Source organism: Allobosea sp. 05T422_2 (assembly GCF_056396265.1).
In genome coordinates, this window is sequence record NZ_JBFTLD010000405.1 from 1 (window position 1) to 3,623 (window position 3,623).

Here is a 3,623-nt window from a genome sequence, read left to right on the forward strand (position 1 = left end):
GGGCAGCCTGGTCCGCGTGCTGGAGGACTGGTGCCCGCCCTTTTCCGGCTACCACCTGTATTACCCCAGCCGGCGCCAGCCATCGGCGGCCTTTGCGCTGCTCGTCGAGGCTTTGAGGTATCACACGTGAGGCAGGTCTGACCGCCCCGGCGAATACTGCCGGATGATGAGAGCAGCGTCCGAGAATAGTCGCCCTTCCTCGTCGGCCGCTTTCCCCAGAGCGATCATTCGGCGCGGACAGCCGGACTGCCATGGCCAGCTGCTAGCGGATCTCCCCCCGGCCTGGTGCCCGCGCTCGGAGGAAGCACAGTCGAGATCGAGCGGAAGCCGCGCTGCAGGCCGTGGGGCGAGTCTGCGTCGTCTGACGGCCGTAGGCTCCGTGCCCGTCACATCCCCGCCTCGCTCGACATGCTCCAGTCCAGTTCGCCCAGTCGCCGGATCGAGCCGCGCAGAATGCTCTCGAAAGCCAGGACGGCGGGCGACGGCGAACGGCCGCTGGGCCGGATCATGACGACGTCGCGTGCGATCGTCGGCTCGACCAGGGGTCGGGCGGCGATCGGGCGATGTGGGGTCATGGCCAGCGCATAGGTCGGGAGCACCGCGATGCCGAGACCGGCCTCGACCAGCGCCAATGCCGTGGTGATCTGCGAGACCGCGTAGAGCGGTCGCAACGGCACTTCCGCGGTCTCATAGCCGACCTCGACCAGCAGCCTGATACCGCTGTCCCTGGTCAGGGTGATCAGAGGCTGCCCGGCCAGATCGGCCCATGGCAGCGAGGAGCGCGTGGCGAAGGGATGCGTCCGGGCACAGAACAGCATGAGACTGTCCCGCGCCAGCGGCATGCGTTCGATGCCGTCCTCGATMGCCGAGAACGTGCCCAGCCCGCAATCTGCCCGGCCAAGCCTGACCTCCTCGACGATCGCATCGGTCCGCGCGTCGATGATGGCGACCTCGATGCCGGGATAGCGCTGACCGAGCTCGACGATGGCCATCGGCAGCAGGACGGCCGCCAGCAAGGGGGGAGCGGCGACGACAATCCGGCCACGCCGTCTTTCTGCGAGATTATTGGCATTGCGCACGGCCAGATCCAGGTCGTGCATGATCTTGGCCGACGCGCCCTGGAACTCGCGCCCGCCCTCGGTCAATTCGACGCGTCGCGTCGTCCGGTCGAACAGGCGCAGGCCGAGTTCCCGCTCCAGCTCACGCACGAGCTGCGAGAGTGCGGGCTGAGCCATGTGCAGCCGTTCCGCAGCCTTGGTGAAGGTGCCGCATTCCGCCACGGCGAGAAAGGCCTGGATCTGTCGAAGCGAGACGGTCATGGCAGACACTCATAAGCAAATCATCTGAATTCATACAAATATGTAGAATTGCCGTATAGCCCATCCCAATCGATGATCCTGGTCAAGGCGGGGGTCACGCATCGGGCGGGCCCGGCCCTGGAGATGGCCGGGGATGGCAGGGCTTCAGGTCAAGGAGCGTCCCGCGCTGCAGGATGGCAACGGGCCTGGCAGCGCGCCGCACGGGCCATCGTGCCCCTCGCGGAGCGAAGCCGGATGCTCGTCGATCGCAAGCGCTGTGCTCCCGCCGGCACCGTCCATTCGAGGCTCATGATGAACTGCTACCCTGACCTTCAGATGTATATCGGCGGCGCATGGAAGAGCGCCTCGAATGGGCAGCCGGTCCTGAACCCCGTCGACGAGAGCGTCATCGGCATGGTCCCGCTCGCGACGCGGTCGGATCTGGACGCCGCACTGTCCGCGTCGGCCGACGGGTTCATGATCTGGAGCCGGACATCGCCGCGCCGGCGCGGCGAGATCATCCTCAAGGCCGCCGCCCTCATGCGTGAGCGCATCGAAGAGATCGCCTTCTCGATCACGCTGGAACACGGAAAGCCAATTGGACAGGCCCGCCTGGAAGTGATCCGGGGCTGCGAGTTCTTCGAATGGGATGCCGCCGAGGGCCAGCGCCTCTATGGCCGCGTCATCCCCAGCGAGCCCGGCATCAAATACATCGTCATGCATCAGCCGATCGGGATGGTGGCGGCTTTCTCGCCGTGGAACTTCCCGATGAGCCAGCCCTCCCGGAAGATCGCCGGCGCGTTGGCGGCCGGCTGCTCGATCATTCTCAAGGCTGCCGAGGAGACGCCTGCCGGCGCCATCCATATTGCCCGGGCCTTTCACGATGCCGGGCTGCCGGCCGGCGTGCTCAACCTCGTCTTCGGCATTCCGTCGGAGGTGTCCGACTATCTCATTCCCCAGGAGCAGACCCGCCTGATCGCCTTCACCGGTTCGACCGCAGTCGGCAAGCACCTGACGACTCTGGCGGCGCGCCATATGAAGCCCGTGCTCATGGAGCTTGGCGGCCACGCCCCGGTCATCGTTTGCGACGACGTCGACCCGGTGGCCGCCGCCATCGCCTCCGCGCAGCGCAAGTCGCGCAATGCCGGACAGGTCTGCACCTCTCCGACACGCTTCTTCGTTCACAAAAGCATCTACGCCACCTTCGCCCGGACCTTCGCCGAGAAGGCCCGCGCGGTGACCATCGGCAATGGCCTGGACCCGTCGACAGAGATGGGCCCCGTCGCCAATTCCCGCCGCATCGAGGCGCTCGAGACGCTGGTCGCCGATGCACGGGCCAAGGGAGGGCGCGTGCTGGCCGGCGGCGAACGGCTGGGCAACCGCGGCTACTTCTTCCCGGTCACCGTCATAGCCGATGTTCCCGATGACGCGCGCGCCATGCGAGAGGAGCCGTTCGGCCCGCTGGCGCTGATCAACCCGGTCTCGTCCCTCGACGAGGCGATCGAGAAGGCCAATGCCCTGCGCTTCGGGCTCGCCGCCTATGCGTTCACGCATGCCGCAAGCAATGCGGACCGGCTGGCGGAAAGGATCGAGGCCGGCAACCTCTCGATCAATACCCTCGAGGCCTCCGTCGCGGAGACGCCGTTCGGGGGCGTGAAGGACAGCGGCTACGGCCGCGAGGGCGGGGCCGAGGGGCTATCGCATTACACCGTCATCAAGAACGTCTCGCACCGCATGAGCATCTGAACGCGGTCTCTGACGGCGGGGCCGCAACAGGAGCATCGGCATGAAATATTCAAAGAAAGACGCAAAGGCCTATGCCCGCGCCAATATGAAAGGCATCTGGGCTGCCGCGCTGACGCCGTTCACCCGCGATCTCGCGATCGACCGGGACGGCTTCAGCACGAATATCCGGCACTGGACCGATCAGCTCGGCATCGACGGCCTGTTCATCGCCGGCAAGCAGGGCGAGTTCTTCTCGATGTCGCTCGAGGAGCGCAAGCTCAGCTTCGAGATCGCCGTCGCGGCCGCGGCCGGCCGGGCCGCGACGATCATGTCCTGTTCGGACCAGAACATGGATGTGGTGATCGATCTCGCCCGGCATGCGCAGAAGGTCGGCGCCGACTACATCGTCATCCACGCCCCGGTCCTGCATTTCTTCAAGGCGCAGGAGGAGACGGTCTACGAATACTACCGGACGATTGCCGAGAAGGTCGATATCGGGATTGCGCTGTGGAGCCATCCCGACAGYGGCTACCTGCTCTCGCCACAGCTCTGCAACCGGCTGGCCGACATCGAGAACGTCGTCGCGATCAAGTACAGTGT

The 3,623-nt window shown here is 66.0% G+C and carries 3 protein-coding genes and 1 pseudogene; 3 read left to right on the forward strand and 1 reads right to left on the reverse strand.

What is annotated here, in order from left to right:
• A pseudogene (locus AC1DJT_RS35050) lies at window positions 1-130 on the forward strand (LysR family transcriptional regulator); the annotation flags it as partial.
• A gap of 256 nt (window positions 131-386) precedes the next feature.
• On the opposite strand, the gene AC1DJT_RS35055 reads toward AC1DJT_RS35050, so the two are convergent.
• Complete coding sequence (locus tag AC1DJT_RS35055) at window positions 387-1,319, reverse strand: LysR family transcriptional regulator (protein ID WP_441504556.1); 933 nt, start codon at window positions 1,317-1,319, stop codon at window positions 387-389.
• Between the two features lie 291 nt (window positions 1,320-1,610).
• On the opposite strand from AC1DJT_RS35055, the gene AC1DJT_RS35060 reads away from it, so the two are divergent.
• Complete coding sequence (locus AC1DJT_RS35060; protein WP_441504851.1) at window positions 1,611-3,044, forward strand: NAD-dependent succinate-semialdehyde dehydrogenase; 1,434 nt, start codon at window positions 1,611-1,613, stop codon at window positions 3,042-3,044.
• Window positions 3,045-3,084: 40 nt separating this feature from the next.
• Window positions 3,085-3,623: dihydrodipicolinate synthase family protein (locus tag AC1DJT_RS35065; protein ID WP_476835896.1), on the forward strand; the 539-nt coding region annotated here is incomplete at its 3' end.

What these genes read in the sequence shown, in the direction of transcription:
- AC1DJT_RS35060 (WP_441504851.1), top strand. Translation starts at nt 1,611, where the DNA reads ATGAACTGCTACCCTGACCTTCAGATGTATATCGGCGGCGCATGGAAG.